We start from the raw sequence: 14538 nt of genomic DNA, 5'->3' as shown, positions 1-14538 counted from the left end.
CCGGCGGCGGCGCTCCAATGCGGCGCCAGATCGCGCGTGAGCCTGGAAGCTTCGACCGACGTGCAGGCCACGACGATGGCGTCGAAGACTTCGCCGTCGACGGTCCACTGCCGTCCCTGCGCTTCCAGCCGCTGCACGCGCTGCGTGCGGAGTTCCGCGCCGCGCGACAGCAGCCACGCGCGCGCCGGCGTCGGGAGCAACGCGCTCAGCCCGCGCCGCGGCAGCAGCAGGTCGGCGCTGCCCGGACCGCTGAACAAGGCGTCCTTGAGCACCCGCAGGAAGACCTGCGCGCTGGCCTGGTCGGATGGCGTGTTCAGCGCGGCGACGCACAGCGGATCGATCAGGTCGTCGCGCACCGCGCGCGGCAGTCCGTGGCAGAGCTGGGCGACCGTCAGCGCCGGGGCGCAGCGGAAGCCGCGCATCGTCCACAGGCTGCTCGCAGCCAGGAAACGCAGCCGGTCCTGCCACGACCATGCCGCGCAGCCCAGCACACCGCGCAGGAAGGCGAGGGTGGGCGGTCCCGGCGGCAGTCGCAGCGTCTCGCGATCGGGATATCGCAGCCGCAGCGGCATGCGGAGCAGGTCCGCGTCCGGATCGCCGCCGACGCGGCGCATCAACGCCAGCGTGTCCGTGTAAGCGCCGATCAGGATGTGCTGACCGTTGTCGAGCGCCGGCTCGAGGCCTTCGAGGCTGCGCGCCCGACCGCCGAGCGTCGGCGCCATCTCGAACAACGTGACCGCGGCGCCCAGCGACACGGCCTCGACGGCCGCGGCGAGCCCCGCCCAGCCGCCGCCGATGACGGCCAAGCGCGTCACGTCAGCGCCCGCGCCAGTTCGTCTTCATCGCGATCCACAGCTTGCGCAGCGGCGTCAACGCGATGCGCTGGTGGAGGACCTGGAAGTTCTCGGCCTCGATCTCGCGCAGCAGCGTGCGGTAGATGTTGGCCATCATGAGCCCCGGCTTCTGCGCCTTGCGATCGGTGTCGGACAGCAACGCGACCGCCTCGTCGTACAGCGCGTGGGCGCGCTGCGCCTGGAACTTCATCAGCGCGGTGAAGCGGTCGCTGTAGCCCCACGGGGCGTCGCGCTTGAGGATCTCGTGCGCCTTCACGTCGAACTGCTGCAGTTCGCTGACCGGCAGGTAGATGCGGCCGCGCCGCGCGTCGTCGCCGACGTCTCGGATGATGTTGGTGAGCTGCATCGCCTGTCCCAGCTTGTGCGCGTAGGCGATGGTCTTCGGATCCGTGCGGCCGAAGATGCCCGACGCCACTTCGCCCACCACGCCGGCCACCAGGTGGCAATAGCGCTGCAGGCCCGGATAGTCGAGGTAACGCGTCTGCTCCAGGTCCATCTGGCAGCCGTCGATGACGGCCATCAGATGCTCAACGCGGATGTCGTAGTCCTTGACGTGCGGCATCAGCGCCTTCATTGCCGGATGCGACGGCTGGCCGTTGAAGGCGCTCATCGCTTCCTTGCGCCACCAGGCCAGCTTGGTCGCGGCGACGCCTGGATCGGACACCTCGTCCACGACGTCGTCGACCTCGCGGCAGAACGCGTAGAAGGCGGTGATCGCGGCGCGGCGCGGCGGCGGCAGGAAGAGGAACGCGTAATAGAAGCTGGAGCCGCTCGCGGCGGCTTTCTGCTGGACGTACTGCTCGGGCGTGGAAGCGCCGGCGGCGGACGCCTTCTCGCCATTCCTGTCGGCAGTCTTGTCGGAGGCCTTGTCGGCGGTCTTGTCAGTATTGGTGCTCATCGCGCCGTCCCTTCGCGGCGTGGGTTCGTTCGGTCCGTGGGCATCGTCAAGGCGCGCCACAACAGGAGCGGCGCGTCGGCGGCGCCTATCGTCGGCCGTCGCAGCAGGGCGTCGAAACGGTTCGACGCCAGCTTGTCGAGGATACGGAGGCCGCCTTGTACCACCAAGCGGAGCTCCCAACCGGCCCGGCCCGGAATCCGGCGGGCCAGCGGCGCGCCCTCGGCCATCAGGTCGCGGGCCCAGTCACAGAGATCCGCGATCAACGCGCGGCCCGCCGGACTGTCGTTCAGCGACAGCAGGTCCTGTCCCTCGACGCCGTGACGCTGGCGGTCCTCCAGCGGCGCGTAGATCCGGCCGCGTGGGCCGTCGACGGTGAAGTCCTGCCAGAAGTTGATCAGTTGCAGCGCCGAGCAGATGGCGTCCGAGCGCCGCAGCGACCCGGCGTCCTCGATGTCGTAGAGGTGCAGGAGCAGGCGTCCGACCGGGTTGGCCGAGCGGCGGCAGTAGTCGAGCAGCTCCATGCGGGTCGCGTAGTCGGTCTTCACGAGGTCCTGCTCGAAGGCATCGAGGAGATCCTCCAGCAACGGCAGCGGCAGGCGGTATTCCACGAGGATGCGGCCCAGCGGTGCGAACACGCCCGTCGCCCAACGCGGGGACGGGGGCTGGCCTGCGGCGACGGCGCGCAGATCGGCCCGGTAGTCGGCCAGGTCGCGCAGCCGCTGCGCGGACGTCGCGTCGCCCTCGTCGGCCAGGTCATCCGCCGTCCGGGCGAACTGATAGATCGCCATGATCGCGGGACGCAACGCCGGCGGGCTCAGCCAGGAGGCGACAGGAAAGTTTTCGTAGTGCTCTATGCTCACGGGCGGCATTCTCCGCTGAGCGGGCGATGCCGTTTGCGTCAACCTGACGTCCCGAACCACCCGGCGGTTTGTGGCGGGCGTCAATCTCCGCAGACCACGAGCAGTACCCCGGTGAACCGTACGCCGTCGGTTTGACACGTTCGGACACGCTGAATACATTACTGACCGGTCAGTCAGTTACTCCGACGCCCAAGATCAGGCGTCGTGGCTTTGTCGAGGTGTTCATGCCCCAACGGTCTCTAGTGTCCCTGTCCGCCGGAACGCCCGGCGCCTTGTCCGAACCGGCGTCCGCCGGATCCTGGGGACGCGTCTCGACGTGGCTGGCGGCGGGCGCCGCCCTGGCGGCCATGGCCGTGCTGGCCGCCTGCGGCAAGCAGGCCCCGCCGCCCGAGCCGGAGCGTTATGTGCGCACACTGGTGCTGACACCGCAATCGGCGGGGCTTCAGCGCGAGTTCGCCGCCGAGGTGCGGGCGCGCGTGGAATCGCGCCTGTCCTTCCGCGTCGCCGGCAAGATCCTGGAACGCAAGGTGGACCTGGGATCGGTGGTCAAGCCGGGTCAGGTGCTGGCGCGGATCGACAGCTCCGACCTGGTGCTCGCCCAGGAAGCCGCCAAGTCCACCGTGCTGGCGGCCCGTGTCAATCGCGACCAGCTCGGCGCCGACTACCGTCGCTACATCGATCTGCACCGCCAGGGTTTCATCAGCGCGGCGGAACTCGATCGCCGCGACGCCGCCTTCAAGGCCGCGCAGGCGCAGTTCGAATCGGCGCGTGCCCAGTCCGACGTGCAGCGCAACCAGGCGCAGTATTCGAGTCTGGTCGCCGACGCGGCAGGTGTCGTGACCGGCATCGATGCGGAGCCCGGCATGGTCGTGGCCGCCGGCACGCCGGTCGTGCGCGTGGCCAATGACGGTCCGCGCGACATCGTGTTCTCCGTGTCCGAGGACCAGGTCGCCCTGGTGCGCGCCGCCGCCGCGCGCCCGGACGGTCTGAAGGTCCGCCTGTGGACCGACACCAAGGCCGAGGCGCAGCCCATCAAGCTGCGCGAACTGGCCGCCGCCGCCGATCCGGTGACGCGGACCTTCCTGGTGAAGGCCGAACTCGACAGCCAGAACGTGCACCTCGGCCAGACCGCGACGGTCGTGCTGACGGGCGCGCCGTCGGACAACGCGATCAAGCTGCCGCTGAGCGCGGTGATGGAATCGCAGGGCAAGAGCGCCGTGCTGCTGCTCGATCCGAAGACGATGGTGGTGAACCCGCGGGCGGTGACCGTCGTCGGCGCCGAAGGCAACGAGCTGGTCGTGCAGGGACTGTTGCCCGGCATGGAAGTCGTGGCCGCCGGCGGTCACGTGCTGACGCCGGGGCAGAAGGTCAAGCGCTTCGTCCCGCCGGGCACGCCGGCTGCGGGCGCCGCGCCCGCACCCGCCTCGGCGACCGCTTCGCGCTGAGCCCCGGGAGCCCTGAATGAGCAACCCGAGCCGCGCCGGTTTCAATCTCTCGCGCTGGGCGCTGGAGCATGCCCCGCTGACGCGCTACCTGATGGTGGTGCTGATGGTCCTGGGCTTCGCCGCCTACTTCCAGCTGGGCCAGGACGAGGATCCGCCGTTCACCTTCCGCGCGATGGTCGTGCAGGCCTACTGGCCGGGCGCGACGCCGCAGCAGATGGCCGAGCAGGTCACCGACAAGATCGAGCGCACCCTCCAGGAGGTGCCGCACGCCGACAAGATCCGCAGCTACACCAAGCCGGGGGAGTCGCTCACCATCTTCCAGGTGAAGGACAACACCGCGCCGGGCGAGGTGCCGCAGCTCTGGTACACGGTCCGCAAGAAGATCGGCGACCTGCGCGCCACGCTGCCGCAGGGCGTGCTGGGGCCGTTCTTCAACGACGAGTTCGGCGACGTCTACGGCTCGATCTTCGCGCTGTCCTCCGACGGCGGTTTCTCCATCGAGGAACTGCGCCAGCAGGCCGAGGCCGTGCGCTCCGAACTGCTGCGCGTGCAGGACGTGGCCAAGGTCGACCTCTTCGGCGTCCAGGCCGAGAAGCTCTTCATCGAGATCTCGCAGAAGCGCCTGGCCGAACTGGGCCTGGACTTCAACCAGGTCGTGTCGCAGCTCAACGCGCAGAACGCGGTGGAGAGCGCCGGCACCATGGACGCCGGCAGCGCCAACGTGCAGATCCGCATCGAGGGCCAGCTCAACTCCGTCCAGGCGCTGAGCGACTTCCCGATCCGCGCCACCAACACGCAGACCGGCGTGGCCAGCAGCATCCGCCTGGGCGACATCGCCAAGGTCCGGCGCGGCTACGTCGACCCGGCCACCACGATGGTCCGCTTCAACGGCAGGCAGGTCGTGGCGCTGGGCGTGTCGATGGGCAAGGGCGGCGACATCATTGCGCTGGGCAAGGCGCTGCAGACCAGCGTCAAGCGGCTGCAGCAGCAACTACCGGCCGGCATCTCGCTGCAGCAGATCCAGGACCAACCCAGCGCCGTGAAGAGCTCGGTGGGCGAGTTCGTGCACGTGCTGATCGAGGCCGTGGTCGTCGTGCTGGGCGTGAGCTTCATCGCGCTGGGCCTGCACACCAAGCCGCTGCGCATCGACGTGTGGCCGGGCCTGGTCGTGGGCATCACCATCCCGCTGGTGCTTGCGATCACCTTCGTCGTGATGCTCTACGCCGGCGTGGGGCTGCACAAGATCTCGCTGGGCTCGCTGATCATCGCGCTGGGCCTGCTCGTCGACGACGCCATCATTGCCGTCGAGATGATGGTGCGCAAGCTCGAGGAGGGCTACGACAAGATGCACGCGGCGACGTATGCCTACGACGCCACCGCCAAGCCGATGCTCACCGGCACGCTGATCACCGCCGTCGGTTTCCTGCCGATCGGCCTGGCCAAGTCCACCGTCGGCGAATACACCTTCGCCATCTTCGCGGTGACCGCGGCGGCGCTGGTCATCTCGTGGATCGTGTCGGTGTACTTCGTGCCCTACCTCGGCGCGCTGCTGCTGAAGACCCGGGCCGGTCACGAAGGCGAGGCCCACGAGGTCTTCGATACCCCGTTCTACAACCGCTTCCGCCGCTGGGTCGCGTGGTGCGTGTTCAACCGCTGGAAGACCATCGGCCTGACGATCCTGGTGTTCGTGCTCGGCCTGGCCGGCATGGGCAAGGTGCAGCAGCAGTTCTTCCCGGATTCGAGCCGGCCGGAGATCCTGGTCGACTTGTGGCTGCCAGAAGGCGCCACGATCGAGGAGAGCAACGTCGTCGCCAAGCGCTTCGAGGCCCGCATGGCCAAGGAGCCGCTGGTGGGTAGCATCGCGACCTGGGTGGGGTCGGGCGTGCCGCGCTTCTACCTGCCGCTGGACCAGATCCTGCCCAACACCAACGTCAGCCAGGCCATCATCCTGCCGAAGTCGCTGGCCGACCGCGAGACCCTGCGCCACAAGCTGCCGCAGATCCTGGCGCAGGAGTTCTCCGAAGTGCGCGGCCGCGTGAAGCTGCTGCCCAACGGTCCGCCGGTGCCGTACCCGGTGCAGTTCCGCATCGCCGGCGACGATCCCGCGCAGCTGCGGATCTACGCCGACCGCGCCAAGGAGCAGATGCGCGCCAACCCCAACATGGTCGGCGTCAACGACAACTGGAACGAGGCCATCAAGGTCCTGCGCCTGCAGGTCGACCAGGACAAGGCGCGGGCGCTCGGCATCACCAGCCAGAGCATCGCGCAGGCGGCGCGCATCCTGGTGTCCGGCACCACGGTGGCGCAGTACCGCGAGGCCGACCGGCTGATCGACATCGTCCTGCGCCAGCCCGTGCAGGAGCGCGACACGCTGTCCGAGCTCGCCAACGCCTACGTGCCGACGGCCTCGGGCCGCTCGGTGCCGCTGACGCAGATCGCCAAGCCCCAGTTCACCTGGGAGCCGGGCGTGATGCATCGCGAGAGCCGCCAGTTCGCGATCACGGTGCAGGGCGACGTCGTCGAGGGCCTGCAGGGCGCGACCGTGACCACCCAGCTGTGGCCCGCGCTCGACGCGATGCAGAAGGAGATGCCGCCCGGCTATTCGATCTCGATCGCCGGCGCGGTGGAGGAAAGCAGCAAGGGCACCGGCTCCATCGCGGCCGGCGTGCCCATCATGCTGTTCATCACCTTCACCCTGCTGATGCTGCAGCTGCACAGCTTCTCGCGCGCCATGCTGGCCTTCCTGACCGGCTTCCTCGGCATCGCCGGCGTGTCCGCGGCGCTGCTGATCCTGAACCGGCCGTTCGGCTTCGTCGCGCTGCTGGGCGTGATCGCGCTGATGGGCATGATCCAGCGGAACTCCGTCATCCTGATCGACCAGATCGAGCAGGACCGAAGCCGCGGCGTGCCGCCGGCGCAGGCCATCGTCGAGTCCGCCGTGCGTCGTCTGCGTCCGATCGCGCTGACCGCCGCGGCCGCCGTGCTGGCGATGGTGCCGCTGTCGCGCAGCGTGTTCTGGGGCCCGATGGCGGTCGCCATCATGGGCGGACTGATCGTGGCCACCGTGCTCACGCTGCTGGCGTTGCCGGCGATGTACGCCGCCTGGTTCCGCGTCGAACGCGACAAGGACGCGGGCATCGCGCCGTCCACGCACTGACCCCGCAGGGGTTTCCCCCGCCCGGGACGGGCGGGGGGCGTCGGAAAGCGTCGATTCCTTGATTACAATCGCCGGTTTTCCGGATCGCGGAGGGCAGGAGCCTGGACTCCTCCTTCGCGCCATGAATGAATTACCAAGGGGCCGCCACGCGGACTGCGCGCCGACAGCGCGCAGCGAACGCGACGACCTCAGTTCACCCGGCGCGGGTGGCGAAATTGGTAGACGCACCAGGTTTAGGTCCTGACGCCTTCACGGGCGTGCCGGTTCGAGTCCGGCCCCGCGCACCACACTCTCAACTGATTCCGAGTCCACTATGGCTGTCACCGTCGAAACTCTCGAAAAGCTCGAACGCCGCATCACGCTCACGCTGGCGGCCACTGTCATCAACTCCGAAGTCGAGTCCCGCCTGAAGAAGCTGGCCCGCACGGTCAAGGCCGACGGCTTCCGTCCTGGCAAGGTGCCGATGTCCTTCGTGCAGCAGCGCTACGGCATGCAGGTCCAGTACGAAGTCGTCAACGACAAGCTGGGTGAGGCCTTCAGCGCCGCCGCCAACGAGGCCAAGCTGCGCGTCGCCGGCATGCCCAGCATCGCCCAGAAGGACGAAGCCGCCGAAGGCGAGCTGGCCTTCGACGCGACCTTCGAGGTCTACCCGGAAGTCAAGATCGCCGACCTGGCCGACGCCGAGATCGAGCGCGTCTCCGCCGAAGTGACCGAAGAGGCCATCGACAAGACCGTCGAGATCCTGCGCAAGCAGCGCCGTTCGTTCGCCCAGCGCGGCGCGGCGGACGTGGCCGCCGACGGCGACCGCGTGACCATCGACTTCGAAGGCAAGATCGACGGCGAACCCTTCGCCGGCGGCAAGGCCGACGGCTTCCAGTTCCTGCTGGGCGAAGGCCAGATGCTCGAAGCCTTCGAGAAGGCCGTGCGCGGCATGAAGGCCGGCGAATCGAAGACCTTCCCGCTGGCCTTCCCCGAGGACTACCACGGCAAGGACGTCGCCGGCAAGGAAGCCGACTTCCTGGTCACGGTCAAGAAGATCGAGGCCCAGCACCTGCCCGACGTGAACGAATCGTTCGCCAAGGCCCTGGGCATCAAGGAAGGCACGGTCGAGGCCCTGCGCGCCGACATCAAGAAGAACCTTGAGCGTGAAGTGAAGTTCCGCGTGCTGGCCAAGAACAAGGGCGCTGCGATGGACGCGCTGGTCGGCAAGGCCGAACTGGACGTGCCCAAGTCGCTGATCGCCGGCGAAGCCGAGCGCATGGTCGCCAACGCCCGTGAAGACCTGAAGAAGCGCGGCATCAAGGACGCCGACAAGGCCCCGATCCCCGCCGAGCTGTTCAACGACCAGGCCGAGAAGCGTGTGCGCCTGGGTCTCGTGGTGGCCGAGCTGGTCCGTTCGCAGAACCTGCAGGCCAAGCCCGAGCAGCTGCAGGCCCACATCGAAGAGATCTCGCAGAGCTACGAGAAGCCGGCGGAAGTCGTGCGCTGGTACCTGTCGGACCGCGAGCGCATGGCCGAAGTCGAAGCCGTCGTGATCGAAAACAACGTCACCGACTTCATCCTGGGCAAGGCCAAGATCACCGACAAGCAGCTGCCGTTCGACGAACTGATGGCCACGGCCTGATCGTCGACAGTCGGTACCGGCGTGGGGATTTTCGGCGTTGCTCTTGATTCGCCGCAATCCCACCGCCAAGTAAGGCGCCAGGCCGCGAGGCCGGCGCCTTTTTCTTTCCCCGGCGCTACCGTGCGCGGAGGCAGCACCTCGAAGAGGGCCACCTTCCGGCGGTCAGGGGATGGAGCGCACGACATAATGGTTTGTCGTGATCTCGAACCACATCAGAGGATTTCATGAGCGCGCTTGAAACCAGCAACCTGGGCATGGTGCCCATCGTCATCGAACAGTCGGGCCGCGGCGAGCGCGCCTATGACATCTACAGCCGCCTGCTGCGCGAGCGCATCGTCTTCCTGGTCGGCCCGGTGAACGATGCCGTCGCCAACCTGGTGGTCGCTCAGCTGCTGTTCCTGGAGAGCGAGAACCCCGAGAAGGAGATCTCGCTCTACATCAACTCGCCGGGCGGCAGCGTCTCGGCCGGCATGTCGATCTACGACACCATGCAGTTCATCAAGCCGTCGGTATCGACGCTGTGCATGGGCATGGCCGCGTCCATGGGCGCCTTCCTGCTGGCCGCGGGCGAGAAGGGCAAGCGCTTCGCGCTGCCGAATGCCAAGATCATGATCCACCAGCCGCTGGGCGGCGCCCAGGGCCAGGCCACGGACATCGAGATCCACGCCCGCGAGATCCTCAAGACCCGCGAGCAGCTCAACCGCATCCTGGCTGAGCGCACCGGGCAGAGCCTGGAGAAGATCCAGGCCGACACCGAGCGCGACTACTTCATGTCGGCGGCCGAATCGGCGACCTACGGACTGATCGATAAGGTCATCGAGAAGCGCTGATCGCTGATCGGAGGGTCCGGGGCCGGGCCCGCTCCCGGTGTGCGGCGGCGTCCCTGTGGGGCGCCGCTTGTTTTTCTCCGGACTCCGACCCCGTCCCCGCATCCACGTTCCCGACCTCAGCGACGCTTCGGGCAGGGGATTTCTCAAGAATGGGAAGTCCTCCGACCGGTGCGGATCGAACCGCCGGCGCTGCGCACCAACTGACCGCCCGTTGACCGCACCAACTGACCACTCTTAGGGGCTTTTATCCCCCCAAGGGTGGTACCGGCAATTGAACTATCATCAATGCAGGCACTTGCCTGTATTCCCCGCAGCCCTTCAGCAGCCCCAGCAGCACTCCCATGGCCGAGAAAAAAGGCAACTCCAGCGAAAAAGTCTTGTATTGCTCCTTCTGCGGCAAGAGCCAGCATGAGGTCAAGAAGCTGATCGCGGGCCCGTCGGTATTCATCTGCGACGAGTGCATCGAGCTGTGCAACGACATCATCCGCGACGAGGTCCCCGCCGAGGCGGCGACCGGCGGACGTGCCAGCAAGTCGGACCTGCCCGTCCCGAGCGAGATCAAGACGACGCTCGACCAGTACGTGATCGGTCAGGACGTGGCCAAGCGCACCCTGTCCGTTGCGGTCTACAACCACTACAAGCGGCTGCGCCACGCGGCCGACACCAAGGACGGCGTCGAGCTGTCCAAGAGCAACATCCTGCTGATCGGACCGACCGGTTCGGGCAAGACGCTGCTCGCGCAGACGCTGGCGCGCGTCCTGAACGTCCCGTTCGTGATCGCCGATGCGACGACGCTGACCGAGGCCGGCTATGTCGGCGAGGACGTCGAGAACATCATCCAGAAGCTGCTCCAGAACTGCAATTACGATGTCGAGCGCGCGCAGCGCGGCATCGTCTACATCGACGAGATCGACAAGATCAGCCGCAAGGCGGACAACCCCTCGATCACGCGCGACGTGTCGGGCGAGGGCGTCCAGCAGGCGCTGCTGAAGCTGGTCGAAGGCACGATGGCCTCGGTCCCTCCGCAGGGCGGCCGCAAGCATCCGAACCAGGACTTCCTGCAGATCGACACGACCAACATCCTGTTCATCTGCGGCGGCGCCTTTGACGGCCTCGAGAAGCTGATCCAGAACCGCTCCGAGCGTTCGGGTATCGGCTTCAGTGCCGACGTCAAGAGCAAGAGCGACAAGAAGGTCGGCGAGCTGTTCCGCGAAGTCGAGCCGGGTGACCTGATCAAGTTCGGCCTGATCCCGGAACTGGTCGGCCGTCTGCCGGTCATCGCCACGCTCGGCGAGCTGACCGAGGACGCGCTGGTGCAGATCCTCACCGAGCCGCGCAACGCGCTGGTGAAGCAGTACCAGCAGCTGTTCTCGATGGACGGCGTCGAACTGGAAGTGCGCCCCTCGGCGCTGAGCGCCGTCGCGCGCAAGGCCCTGGCGCGCAAGACCGGCGCCCGCGGCCTGCGCTCGATCGTCGAGCACGCGCTGATCGACACCATGTTCGAGTTGCCCTCGCTGGAGAGCGTGGCCAAGGTCGTGCTGGACGAACACAACATCGACGAGGACACCAAGCCGTTGCTGGTCTATCGCGAAACCAAGGCCAGCGCCTGAGGTAGCGAAGCCACCCCGGGCACCCCGGGCGATTCGCTTGCCATTAGTTCATGTGGAAAGCAATCGCTCAAAGGCTATTGAACGGCACCTTGTAATTGGTAGCTCGGGCCCTAGATGGGCTTGAGAAAGAGAGGTTTTCATGTCCGGTCATCCGATCCTCCCCGCGGAACCCATCACGCTGCCGCTGCTCCCGCTGCGCGACGTGGTCGTGTTCCCGCACATGGTGATCCCGCTCTTCGTGGGTCGTCCCAAGTCCATCAAGGCCTTGGAAGCGGCGATGGAAGCAGGGCGCCAGATCATGCTGGTCGCGCAGAAGGCGGCCGGCAAGGACGAACCCAAACCCGACGACATGTTCGAGATGGGTTGCGTCTCCAGCATCCTGCAGATGCTGAAGCTGCCCGACGGCACGGTGAAGGTGCTGGTCGAGGGACTGCAACGTGCGACGACGAGCAAGATCGAGGACGGTGAAGAGCACTTCACCGCCGAGGTCGTGCCCATTCCGCCGGAGGCCGACGACCAGCCTGAAGTCGAAGCCCTGCGCCGCGCCGTGACGCAGCAGTTCGACCAGTACGTCAAGCTGAACAAGAAGATCCCGCCGGAGATCCTGACGTCCATCGCCGGCATCGATGACGCCGGCCGCCTGGCCGACACGATCGCCGCGCACCTGCCGCTCAAGCTCGACGCGAAGCAGTCGGTGCTGGACCTGTCCGAGGTGGGCAAGCGGCTGGAGAAGCTGCTGGACCTGCTGGAGCACGAGGTCGACATCCTGCAGGTGGAAAAGCGCATCCGTGGCCGCGTCAAGCGCCAGATGGAGAAGTCCCAGCGCGAGTACTACCTGAACGAGCAGGTCAAGGCCATCCAGAAGGAGTTGGGCGACGGCGAAGAAGGCGCCGACATGGAGGAGCTGGAGAAGAAGATCCAGGCTGCCCGCATGCCGAAGGAAGCGCGCAAGAAGGCCGAGTCCGAGCTCAAGAAGCTCAAGCTGATGTCGCCGATGTCCGCCGAAGCGACCGTCGTGCGCAACTACATCGACACGCTGGTCAACCTGCCGTGGGCGAAGAAGACCAAGATCAAGCACGACCTGGCGAATGCCGAGGCGGTGCTGAACGAGGACCACTACGGCCTCGACAAGGTCAAGGAACGCATCCTCGAGTACCTCGCGGTGCAACAGCGCGTCGACAAGGTCAAGGCGCCCATCCTGTGCCTGGTCGGCCCTCCGGGCGTGGGCAAGACCTCGCTGGGGCAGTCGGTGGCGCGCGCCACGGGCCGCAAGTTCGTCCGCATGGCGCTGGGCGGCGTGCGGGACGAGGCCGAGATCCGCGGTCACCGCCGCACCTACATCGGCTCCATGCCGGGCAAGGTGCTGCAGAGCCTGAGCAAGGTCGGCACGCGCAATCCGCTGTTCCTGCTCGACGAGATCGACAAGCTGGGCATGGACTTCCGCGGTGACCCGTCGTCGGCGCTGCTGGAAGTGCTGGACCCTGAGCAGAACCACACCTTCGCCGACCATTACATCGAGGTCGACTACGACTTGAGCGACGTGATGTTTGTGGCGACGTCGAACTCGCTGAACATTCCGCCGGCGTTGCTGGACCGGATGGAGGTCATCCGTCTGTCGGGTTACACCGAGGACGAGAAGGTCAACATCGCCCAGCGCTACCTGCTGCCGAAGCAACGCGGCAACAACGGCGTGAAGGAAGAGGAGCTCGAGGTCACCGAAGATGCGATCCGCGGCGTGATCCGCTACTACACCCGGGAAGCCGGCGTGCGGTCGCTGGAGCGCGAGATCTCCCAGATCTGCCGCAAGGTCGTCAAGGGCCTGCAGCTGAAGACCTACGACGGCAAGGTGGTCGTCAACGACGAGAATCTGAACGAGTTCCTGGGCGTTCGCAAGTACGACTTCGGTCGTGCGGAGAAGAAGAACCAGGTCGGCCAGGTCGTCGGACTGGCGTGGACGGAAGTGGGCGGCGATCTGCTGACCATCGAAGCCACGGCGATGCCGGGCAAGGGCAACATCATCCGCACCGGCTCGCTGGGCGACGTGATGAAGGAATCGGTCGAGGCGGCGCGCACGGTGGTGCGTTCGCGGGCTCGCCGCCTGGGCATCAAGGACGAGCTTTTCGAGAAGCGCGACGTGCACGTCCACGTGCCCGACGGTGCGACGCCGAAGGACGGCCCGAGCGCAGGTGCGGCGATGACGACGGCCTTCGTGTCGGCGCTGACCGGGATTCCGGTGCGGGCCGACGTGGCGATGACCGGCGAGATCACGTTGCGCGGCGAGGTCACGGCGATCGGCGGCCTGAAGGAGAAGCTCCTGGCGGCGCACCGCGGTGGCATCAAGACGGTCATGATTCCGGAAGAGAACGTCAAGGACCTGCAGGACATTCCGGAGAACGTGAAGAACCAGCTCGAAATCGTGCCGGTCCGCTGGATCGATCGCGTGCTGGAAGTGGCGTTGGAGACCTATCCGCAGTCGCTGCCTGAGGAAGAGGTCGCTGCGGCGACGGCGCCGGCCGAGAAGGTCGCGGAGCCCAAGCCGGATGCCGGCGATTCGCTGAAGCACTGATCCGTTCGCGGATCCCATGACGACGGCGCCTTCGGGCGCCGTTGTTCGTTTCAGCGTGATGAGGGTTCGCGCACGGAAAGTGGCGTTTGGGCGATCTTCATAAAGAAGTCGCCGAACTCTTGCGAGAGGGTCAAAAACCGTTTTATACTCTCGGCTTCAGCGCAAACGGTGCAGCAGCAACAAAGCAATTCGCAAGGATTGCATGGCGGTTGAGGCAGGCAGTGTGTTGAAGACCTGCGGGAATAGCTCAGTTGGTAGAGCGCAACCTTGCCAAGGTTGAGGTCGCGAGTTCGAGCCTCGTTTCCCGCTCCAGGTTTAAAAAAATGGAAGCCCCGGCTTCCATTTTTTATCGAAGTCGGACAACCAAATCCGGCTTCTACAGAATCCCGTCCAGGGTTCTGGGGCGCGATAGCAAAGCGGTTATGCCCCGGATTGCAAATCCGGTCAGTCCGGTTCGACTCCGGATCGCGCCTCCAAAGAATGGACATTGCGGGAATAGCTCAGTTGGTAGAGCGCAACCTTGCCAAGGTTGAGGTCGCGAGTTCGAGCCTCGTTTCCCGCTCCAAACGACACCAAAGGTCGGTTGGGGTGATTCATCACTCCGCTGTCCTGCGATGCGGGAATAGCTCAGTTGGTAGAGCGCAACCTTGCCAAGGTTGAGGTCGCGAGTTCGAGCCTCGTTTCCCGCTCCAAA

General features: G+C 66.5%; 9 protein-coding genes and 5 tRNA genes. 11 read left to right on the top strand and 3 right to left on the bottom strand.

Annotation, left to right across the window (positions count from 1 at the left end; all coding sequences use genetic code 11):
• The 3 genes from PV762_RS15350 to hpnC all read right to left on the bottom strand — a co-directional run.
• A partial coding sequence (locus PV762_RS15350) for a hydroxysqualene dehydroxylase (RefSeq protein ID WP_421035880.1) occupies nt 1-815 on the bottom strand: 815 nt, incomplete at its 3' end.
• A gap of 1 nt (nt 816) precedes the next feature.
• Nucleotides 817-1752: a presqualene diphosphate synthase HpnD gene (hpnD, locus tag PV762_RS15345; protein ID WP_421035879.1), complete on the bottom strand. Its 936-nt coding sequence runs from the start codon at nt 1750-1752 to the stop codon at nt 817-819.
• Nucleotides 1749-2621: a squalene synthase HpnC gene (hpnC, locus tag PV762_RS15340; protein ID WP_421035878.1), complete on the bottom strand. Its 873-nt coding sequence runs from the start codon at nt 2619-2621 to the stop codon at nt 1749-1751. The genes hpnD and hpnC overlap by 4 nt, the downstream gene beginning before the upstream one ends.
• 215 nt (nt 2622-2836) lie before the next feature.
• Between hpnC and PV762_RS15335 the strand changes: the two genes are divergently transcribed.
• The 11 genes from PV762_RS15335 (at nt 2837) to PV762_RS15285 (ending at nt 14536) form a co-directional block, all read left to right on the top strand.
• On the top strand, nt 2837-4057 hold the full coding sequence (locus tag PV762_RS15335; protein ID WP_421035877.1) for an efflux RND transporter periplasmic adaptor subunit: 1221 nt from the start codon (nt 2837-2839) through the stop codon (nt 4055-4057).
• 16 nt (nt 4058-4073) lie between these two features.
• Nucleotides 4074-7214 (top strand): efflux RND transporter permease subunit, encoded by a 3141-nt coding sequence (locus PV762_RS15330; RefSeq protein ID WP_421035876.1) that lies wholly within the window; start codon nt 4074-4076, stop codon nt 7212-7214.
• Between the two features lie 200 nt (nt 7215-7414).
• Nucleotides 7415-7501, top strand: a tRNA-Leu gene (locus PV762_RS15325).
• Between the two features lie 26 nt (nt 7502-7527).
• On the top strand, nt 7528-8838 hold the full coding sequence (gene tig, locus PV762_RS15320; RefSeq protein ID WP_421035875.1) for a trigger factor: 1311 nt from the start codon (nt 7528-7530) through the stop codon (nt 8836-8838).
• Between the two features lie 224 nt (nt 8839-9062).
• A complete protein-coding gene (gene clpP, locus PV762_RS15315; RefSeq protein WP_421035874.1) occupies nt 9063-9668 on the top strand; it encodes an ATP-dependent Clp endopeptidase proteolytic subunit ClpP in 606 nt (201 codons plus the stop codon).
• 341 nt (nt 9669-10009) lie between these two features.
• On the top strand, nt 10010-11278 hold the full coding sequence (gene clpX, locus PV762_RS15310) for an ATP-dependent Clp protease ATP-binding subunit ClpX (RefSeq protein ID WP_067275628.1): 1269 nt from the start codon (nt 10010-10012) through the stop codon (nt 11276-11278).
• A 139-nt stretch (nt 11279-11417) separates the two neighbouring features.
• Nucleotides 11418-13844 (top strand): endopeptidase La, encoded by a 2427-nt coding sequence (gene lon, locus PV762_RS15305; RefSeq protein ID WP_421035873.1) that lies wholly within the window; start codon nt 11418-11420, stop codon nt 13842-13844.
• Between the two features lie 236 nt (nt 13845-14080).
• Nucleotides 14081-14156 (top strand) — tRNA-Gly (locus PV762_RS15300).
• Between the two features lie 90 nt (nt 14157-14246).
• Nucleotides 14247-14320 (top strand) — tRNA-Cys (locus tag PV762_RS15295).
• A 13-nt stretch (nt 14321-14333) separates the two neighbouring features.
• A tRNA-Gly gene (locus PV762_RS15290) sits at nt 14334-14409 on the top strand.
• A 51-nt stretch (nt 14410-14460) separates the two neighbouring features.
• Nucleotides 14461-14536, top strand: a tRNA-Gly gene (locus PV762_RS15285).
• The last annotated feature ends 2 nt before the right edge of the window (nt 14537-14538 follow it).

It is taken from the genome of Mitsuaria sp. CC2 (genome assembly GCF_048957715.1).
In the GTDB taxonomy this organism is placed as follows: domain Bacteria; phylum Pseudomonadota; class Gammaproteobacteria; order Burkholderiales; family Burkholderiaceae_C; genus Roseateles.
Note: the sequence above shows the minus strand (reverse complement) of the source record. Positions and strands in the feature narration are given on the sequence as shown.

Coding starts and splice junctions, on each gene's coding strand:
- hpnD (WP_421035879.1), bottom strand. CDS start 1,752: ATGAGCACCAATACTGACAAGACCGCCGACAAGGCCTCCGACAAGACT.
- hpnC (WP_421035878.1), bottom strand. CDS start 2,621: ATGCCGCCCGTGAGCATAGAGCACTACGAAAACTTTCCTGTCGCCTCC.
- PV762_RS15335 (WP_421035877.1), top strand. CDS start 2,837: ATGCCCCAACGGTCTCTAGTGTCCCTGTCCGCCGGAACGCCCGGCGCC.
- PV762_RS15330 (WP_421035876.1), top strand. CDS start 4,074: ATGAGCAACCCGAGCCGCGCCGGTTTCAATCTCTCGCGCTGGGCGCTG.
- tig (WP_421035875.1), top strand. CDS start 7,528: ATGGCTGTCACCGTCGAAACTCTCGAAAAGCTCGAACGCCGCATCACG.
- clpP (WP_421035874.1), top strand. CDS start 9,063: ATGAGCGCGCTTGAAACCAGCAACCTGGGCATGGTGCCCATCGTCATC.
- clpX (WP_067275628.1), top strand. CDS start 10,010: ATGGCCGAGAAAAAAGGCAACTCCAGCGAAAAAGTCTTGTATTGCTCC.
- lon (WP_421035873.1), top strand. CDS start 11,418: ATGTCCGGTCATCCGATCCTCCCCGCGGAACCCATCACGCTGCCGCTG.